The organism is Abyssibacter sp. (assembly GCF_964229365.1).
GTDB lineage: Bacteria > Pseudomonadota > Gammaproteobacteria > Nevskiales > OUC007 > Abyssibacter.
This window is the reverse complement of the sequence record NZ_CAXRDQ010000025.1, coordinates 1-7,788: the sequence shown is the minus strand read 5'-3', so window position 1 is coordinate 7,788 and position 7,788 is coordinate 1. Positions and strand designations below refer to the sequence as shown.

Genomic DNA, 7,788 nt, shown 5'->3' with positions numbered 1-7,788 from the left:
AGCAGCGACAGCGGCAGCTTTACGGTGCATACAAACAGCGAAGGGCTGCGCGGCGTCACCGATGATTTCGGCATTGTGCGTTTCGGCTTTCGGCCGGCTGCCTCGGGCAACACCGCCCAGACGGTCGACCTGACCGCGGCCATCGAAACCGCTAGCGACGCCACCGCACAAGCGCTCTGCAGCGGCACGGCAGCCGATTGCACCGACTCGATTGAGGTGCAGGTGCAGGCCGACACGTTTACGTTCACCGCACCGGATTTCGGTGACGCGGCCCTGGTGGGCGCGAACAACGCGGTGAATCTGGAGATTGACTGGCGCGATGGTTCAGGCACCGGCGTCACAGGTTGTGTGGATCTGTCGACCACCTTTGACGGCGCATCGGGGACCTCCTTCGGCCTGATCATCAACAACGATCCCGTCACGGCATCGCAGACGCGCCGCGCCCGCGTGGTCAACGGTGAATTCGAACAGCCGCACGCGCTTTACTCGGATCGTTCCGGATTCGTCACGGTCATCGCCGAAGACAACCGCGATTGCGCCTCCAGTCCGGATCCACAGCTCGAAGCCAGCACCGGCGTGCAGTTCCAGGACGAGATCTGCACCACGACCAGCGACGGTCGCAATTGTGTGGACCTGCAGGCACCGCTGCGTGTGTTGACCTCGCCGGATGACGCCGGCAATCAGCGTACCGCTACGCTGACCTTCGAGGTGCGGAATAATGCCTTCCAGCCGATTGATGGCGCTCAGGTCACCTTCGAGATCATCACCGCAGCTAACGCAGGCAATCCGAACGAGCGGGTGTTCCCGGGCGGCGGCACAACGAACGCCAGCGGCATCGCGACATCCCGCTACTTCGTGCCGACCTTCAACCCTCAGCTGGGCGAAGATGAAGTCCGGGAAGCCGATGTCCGCGCCTGCGTGCGTCGGATTGCCGCGGATGGCTCCGACAACGGACAGGTCTGCAGCACACGCCGGATCGAGATCGTCGCGCCGCCTACCGAGTAATGACGGCAGACCGCGCCCAGACGGCCCGCATCTTTCTGGTCGGACCTCCTGGTGCGGGCAAGACCACTATCGGTCGGCGGCTCGCGCGGCTCCGGCAACTGGAGTTCTTCGATAGCGACCACGAAATCGAGTCCTGCTGCGGGGTCGACATTCCCTACATTTTCGAAGTGGAGGGGGAAGAAGGTTTCCGCCGCCGTGAGGCGAAGATGATCGATCAGCTCACCCAGCAACCCGATGTGCTGATCGCCACCGGTGGCGGGTCGATCCTGCGGGACGACAATCGCGCGCATCTGAGCGCGCGCGGAATCGTGATCTACCTGTATGCCAGCCTGGAGCAGCAGCTGCAGCGCACCCGCAAGAGCGATGCCCGCCCGCTGCTGAATGCTGGTAACCGCAAGGAGACGCTGGAACGGCTGTTCGCCGTCCGCGACCCCCTGTATCGGGACATCGCCGATTTGATCGTGCCCACGCGCGGCCGCGGCGCCAAGGCTGTTGCACACGACATTCATCAGCGACTCGACCGCGACGTTCGCAAGCAGATAGCCACGCCATGATCCGAACCCTGAACGTCGACCTCGGCGACCGCAGCTACCCCATCCACATCGGAGCAGGTGCCCTGGACAGGCTCGACGTCGGCTCCCGGCGCTGCCTGATCGTGACCAATGAAACAATCGCGCCGCTTTATCTCACCCGCCTGCTTCAACGGTTACCCGATGCAGACGTCTGCGAACTGCCGGATGGTGAGTCTCACAAGACGCTGACAACTGCGGGTGCCATCGTTGACCGCTTGGCCGACGGTGGTTTTCATCGCGACAGCCTGGTCATCGCGCTGGGTGGCGGCGTGATCGGCGAGATCGCTGGCTTCGCCGCGGCCATGTATCACCGCTGCATCTACTTCATCCAGATTCCGACGACCCTGCTGGCGATGGTGGATTCATCGGTGGGCGGCAAGACGGGGGTAAACCATCGGGCCGGCAAGAATTTGCTCGGGGCCTTCCATCAGCCGCTGCAAGTCCTGGCCGACCTGGATTTATTAGCCACGCTGCCGCCCCGCGAATACGCTGCTGGCCTGGCCGAGGTCGTGAAGTACGCGGCCCTGGGCGACCTGGCCATGCTGGGTTGGCTGGAATCGCGAGTGGAAGCGCTGCGGGCACGAGAACCCGAAACCTTGGCCGAGGTGGTCCACCGATGCTGCGTCGCCAAGGCCCGCATCGTCGCCGCGGACGAGCGGGAACAAGGGCAGCGCGCCCTGCTGAATCTCGGGCACACCTTTGGGCATGCCATCGAAACCTCCAGTGGTTACGGCGCCTTGCTGCATGGCGAAGCGGTGGCTATCGGCATGGTCATGGCGGCAGACCTGTCCCAGCGCCTGGGCTGGACCGCGGCGGAGGACGTCACCCGCCTGCGGACACTCCTGGACGCCCTGTCGCTGCCCACCACACCGCCGCCGATCCCGGCCGACACGTTCGTTTCGCTGATGCAGCGGGACAAAAAGGTGCTCAATGATCAGCTACGCCTGGTTCTGCTCAAACCACTGGGGCGAGCGGTGATCAGTGCCGATGTTCCGATGGACTTGCTGCGCGCCACACTGGCCTCGGCAGCCTGATGACACTGGCGCCCTACGCTGCCCGCCAGGAGACCAGCCGCGGCCGGCATGTGGCCGAACCCTCGTCGGGCAACCGCACCGAATATCAGCGTGATCGGGACCGGATCATTCACTGCGCGGCATTTCGACGCTTGGAGTACAAGACCCAGGTCTTCGTGAATCACGAGGGCGACCTGTTCCGCACCCGGCTGACCCACTCTGTGGAGGTGGCACAGATCGCGCGCACCATCGCCCGGTCTTTGGCGCTGAACGAAGACCTCGTGGAGGCAATCTCCCTCGCTCACGACTTGGGCCACACGGCGTTCGGACATGCCGGCCAGGATGCGCTTAACGAGTGCATGAAGCCGTTTGGCGGCTTCGAACACAATATCCAGTCGTTGCGTGTCGTCGACGTGCTTGAGAACAAGTACGCCGCGTTTGATGGCCTGAATCTGACCTTCGAGACCCGCGAGGGCATTCTCAAGCACTGCACCAAGGCCAAGGCCAGGCACCTCGGTGATGTTGGCCAGCGGTTTCTCGATGACAGCCATCCCAGCCTGGAAGCGCAATTGGCCAATCTGTCGGATGAGATTGCCTATAACAATCATGACGTCGACGACGGCCTGCGCGCCGGCTTACTGTCGCTGGACCAGCTTGCCCAAGTGCCCCTGTTCGCCCGCTTCTATGATGAAGTCATCACGCTCTACGGTCAGGACCTCAGCGCGAAGCAGATCCGTCACGAAGTCATCCGCCGGATGATCAACTACCTGGTGGTCGACGTGATCGAGACCAGTCAGGCCGCGCTGAGCAGCCTGCAGCCGGCATCGATTGACGCCGTACGTGGCGCCGACCGTGCATTGATCGCGTTCAGCCCCGAAGCGCGCCGTTTGAATGTTGAACTCAAGCGCTTTCTGTACAAAAACCTGTACAGCCACCATCAGGTGTATCGCATCACCAGCAAGGCACGACGTGTCATCAAGGCCTTGTTCGATGCATTCCTCGCCGACCCCAAGCTGCTGCCACCGAAATTTTCCGAGCGCGTCCCGCCAACTGGCGACGATGCCGACCGCAAGATCCGGGCGCGGCTGATCGCCGATTACATCGCCGGCATGACCGATCGCTACGCGCTCGACGAGTACGACCGTTTGTTCGATCCACGCCGGTTACGCTAATCGCCTCCTCTGCGGTGCCTGCTGCGGCAATCACGGCCGCAATAGCCCGTGATCCCTTGCCGAATCGCGTGTCGTTTGACGGTCATCGACCCGTTTCTATAATGGCTGGTCCGCATGCCGCACTGCGGCAAATACTCGACGAGCACTCCGACCGTCCGCAGCGATCCCCGCTTGTGGGGCGTACGGGTGTCCCCGGAACGGACAGGCATTGCGTATGGCGCTGACACAGCAAGGGCTCTACCGCCCTGAATTCGAGCGTGACAACTGCGGTTTCGGCCTCATTGCCCAGATCGATGACCAGCCCAGCCATTGGCTGGTGCAGACGGCCATTAGCGCCCTCGCCCGTCTGACGCATCGCGGCGCCGTCGCCGCCGATGGCAAATCCGGCGATGGCTGCGGCCTGCTGATGAAGAAGCCGGACGCCTTTCTGCGCGCGGTCGCGCAGGAGAACGGCTTCGCGCTCGACGAGCAATACGCGGTCGGCAATGTCTTCCTGTCACGCGACGAAACGACAGCGGCCGCCACGCGCCAGCAGTTCGCAGACGCATTCGCCGCCCACGGCCTGACGGTCGCCGGCTGGCGGGTAGTGCCCATCGACGAAGCCGCGCTGGGCGAACAAGCCAAGACAACACGGCCACGCATTGAACAGGTCTTCGTCAATGCCACCGACGGCATGGACACATTCGCCTTTGAATTGGCCCTGTTCAGGGGCCGCCGGATCGCCGAAAAGGCCATTGCGGCCCATGACCCGGATTTCTACGTCACGACGCTGTCCTGCCGCATCCTGCTTTACAAGGGGCTGGTGATGCCGGCCTACCTGCCGGAGTTCTATCTCGATCTGCAGGACGAACGCCTGGCCTCGTCGGTCTGTGTGTTCCACCAGCGCTTTTCGACCAATACCCTGCCGCGCTGGCCGCTGGCCCAACCGTTCCGCTTCCTGGCGCATAACGGCGAGATCAACACCATTCGCGGCAACCGCAACTGGTCGGTTGCACGTGCACGCAAGTTTGAAAGCGGCGACCTCGACAACATCGACGAGATCATGCCGCTGGTCACGATGGACGGCTCGGACTCGCAGTCGCTCGACAACATGCTCGAGGTCTTGCTGGCCGGCGGGATGGATTTGTTCGCCGCCACCCGGGTGATGATCCCTCCCGCGTGGCAGAACGTGGAGTTGATGAACCCCGACCTGCGGGCGTTCTACGAATACAACTCCATGCACATGGACCCCTGGGATGGCCCGGCCGGCATCGTCATGACCGACGGACGCTATGCCGCCTGCTCCACCGACCGAAACGGACTGCGCCCGGCCCGCTACGTCATCACCAAGGATCGGGTGATCACCCTGGCGTCGGAAATCGGCGTCTACGACTACGCCCCGGAAGACGTCGTCGAGAAGGGCCGTCTGCGCCCTGGCCAGATGTTGGCCGTGGACACCAAGACCGGGCGGGTGCTGTACCCCGACGACATTGATCGTGACCTCGCCAGCCGCCATCCCTACAAGCAGTGGCTCAAGGATGGCGTGCGCCGCATCGAGTCCAAGCTGACCGAGACCGATCCCTGGTCGTTCTTCGATCGCACGGAACTGGCGACCTATCAGAAACTCTTCCAGGTAACGTTCGAGGAACGCGACCAGGTGCTGCGCCCGCTGGCCGAGGCCGGACAGGAAGCGGTCGGCTCAATGGGAGACGACACGCCGTTCCCGGTGTTGTCGCGCCAGATCCGCCCGCTCTACGACTATTTCCGGCAGCAGTTCGCGCAGGTCACCAACCCGCCAATCGATCCGCTGCGCGAACAGATCGTGATGTCGCTGGAATCCTGCCTCGGCGCCGAGCGCAGCGTGTTCGAAGCCACACCGGACCGCGCCAACCGCCTACTGGTCGATTCACCGGTGCTGTCGACGGGCAAGTACGAACAGTTGCTGACCATGGACGACCCCGCCTACGGTCACGTGAAGATTCCCCTGACCTGGACCGAGGACGAGGGCCTGGCAGCGGCCATCGATCGCATCACCCGAACCGCGGTGGACGCTGTGCGTGGCGGCACCGTGGTCGTCGTGCTGACCGATCGGGGCGTGAAGACCGGCGAGTTGCCCGTTCACGCGCTCATGGCCACCGGCGCGGTCCACCATGCGCTGATCCGCGAGGCTCTGCGCACCGACGCCAACATCATTGTCGACACCGCCACGGCGCGCGACTCGCATCACTTCGCCTGTCTGGTCGGCTTCGGCGCATCCTGCGTCCACCCCTACCTCGCCTACGAATGCCTGTTCGACATGCTGCGCACCGGCGAGATTCGCGACCGTGAACGCGCCGACCTTGGCCGCGCCTACCGCAAGGGGATCTGCAAGGGCCTGTACAAGATCATGTCCAAGATGGGCATCTCGACCATCGCCAGCTACCGCGGAGCGCAGCTGTTCGAGATCGTCGGCCTGGCGGATGAGATCGTGCAACGATGCTTCCCCGGCACCATCAGCCGCATCCAGGGCACGGCCTTCGAGGATCTGGAAGCCGACACGCTGGCGCTGGATCGGCTCGCACGCAATCCACGCAAGCCGCTGCCACAGGGCGGCCTGCTGAAATATATCCACGGCGGCGAGTACCACGCCTATAACCCGGATGTGGTGTTTTCGCTGCAAAAGGCGGTGAAGTCCGGCGAATTCTCGGATTATCAGGACTACGTCGACCAGGTCAGCTCGCGCCCGCCGGCGGTGCTGCGCGATCTGTTCAAGGTCAAACCGCTCGGCCAGCCGATTTCCATTGACGACGTCGAGCCGATCTCGGCCATCGTCAAGCGCTTCGACTCGGCAGGCATGAGCTTGGGCGCGCTGTCGCCCGAGGCCCACGAGGCCCTGGCGATTGCCATGAACCGCCTGGGAGGCCGCTCCAATTCCGGCGAGGGCGGCGAAGACCCGTCGCGCTACGGCACGGAGCGGATGTCGAAGATCAAGCAGGTCGCGTCCGGCCGCTTCGGCGTAACCCCGCATTACCTGGTGAACGCCGAGGTGCTGCAGATCAAGATCGCCCAGGGCGCCAAGCCCGGCGAAGGTGGCCAGCTGCCAGGCCACAAGGTCAATCAGATGATCGCGCGGCTGCGTTATTCCAAGCCGGGCGTCGCGTTGATTTCGCCACCACCGCATCACGACATCTATTCCATCGAGGATCTGGCGCAGCTGATCTTCGATCTCAAGCAGGTCAACCCCCAGGCGCTGGTGTCGGTCAAACTGGTCTCCGGGCCGGGCGTCGGCACCATCGCGGCCGGCGTGGCCAAGGCCTATGCCGATCTGATCACCGTCTCCGGTTACGACGGCGGCACCGGCGCGAGCCCGCTCACCTCGGTGCGCTACGCCGGCACCCCGTGGGAGCTGGGCCTGGCCGAAACCCACCAGACACTGCGCATGAACGATCTGCGCGGCCGTGTGCGCCTGCAGACCGATGGCGGCCTGAAAATCGGCGTGGACGTGATCAAGGCTGCGATGCTGGGCGCGGAATCCTACGGTTTTGGCACCGGGCCGATGGTGGCGCTGGGGTGCAAGTATCTGCGGATCTGCCATCTCAACAACTGCGCCACCGGCGTGGCGACGCAGAATCAGGTGCTGCGGCTCAAGCATTTCATCGGCCTGCCGGAGATGGTCGAGAACTTCTTCCGCTTCATCGCCGAAGACGTCCGCCAGCAGCTCGCGGCCCTCGGCGCACGATCGATGGAGGAACTCATCGGCCGCACCGATCTGCTGGACATTGATCCGGGCATCACACCGAAGCAGAACCGCCTCGACCTGACGCCAATCCTGTCGGTCGACAGCCTGGCCGACACCCGCCCGCACATCTGCCTGCAGCCGCATAACGAGCCTTACGACAAGGGCGAGCTGGCCGAGGAAATGGTCGCGGCCTGCCTGCCGGCGATCGAATCGAAGTCCGGTGGCAGGTTCCCGTTCCGCATCGCGAACTACCATCGCTCCATCGGTGCGAGGCTGTCCGGCGAGATCGCCAAGCGCTATGGCAACGATGGCATGAACGATGCGCCGAT

At 63.8% G+C, this 7,788-nt stretch carries 5 protein-coding genes; all 5 read left to right on the top strand.

Annotated elements, in window-relative coordinates:
• On the top strand, positions 1-1,005 hold a 1,005-nt coding region (locus tag ACE1EY_RS03695; RefSeq protein WP_370299508.1), incomplete at its 5' end, for a hypothetical protein.
• Positions 1,005-1,559: a shikimate kinase AroK gene (aroK, locus tag ACE1EY_RS03690; RefSeq protein WP_291514064.1), complete on the top strand. Its 555-nt coding sequence runs from the start codon at positions 1,005-1,007 to the stop codon at positions 1,557-1,559. The genes ACE1EY_RS03695 and aroK, both read left to right, overlap by 1 nt.
• Positions 1,556-2,611: a 3-dehydroquinate synthase gene (aroB, locus tag ACE1EY_RS03685; RefSeq protein WP_370299507.1), complete on the top strand. Its 1,056-nt coding sequence runs from the start codon at positions 1,556-1,558 to the stop codon at positions 2,609-2,611. The genes aroK and aroB overlap by 4 nt, the downstream gene beginning before the upstream one ends.
• Positions 2,611-3,762 carry a deoxyguanosinetriphosphate triphosphohydrolase gene (locus ACE1EY_RS03680; protein WP_291514066.1) on the top strand — a complete coding sequence of 384 codons (1,152 nt, stop codon included), beginning with the start codon at positions 2,611-2,613 and terminating at the stop codon, positions 3,760-3,762. Before aroB ends, ACE1EY_RS03680 begins: the two co-directional genes overlap by 1 nt.
• A 208-nt stretch (positions 3,763-3,970) precedes the next feature.
• Positions 3,971-7,788 (top strand): glutamate synthase large subunit (gltB, locus tag ACE1EY_RS03675; protein WP_370299506.1); only part of this gene is annotated, 3,818 nt, incomplete at its 3' end.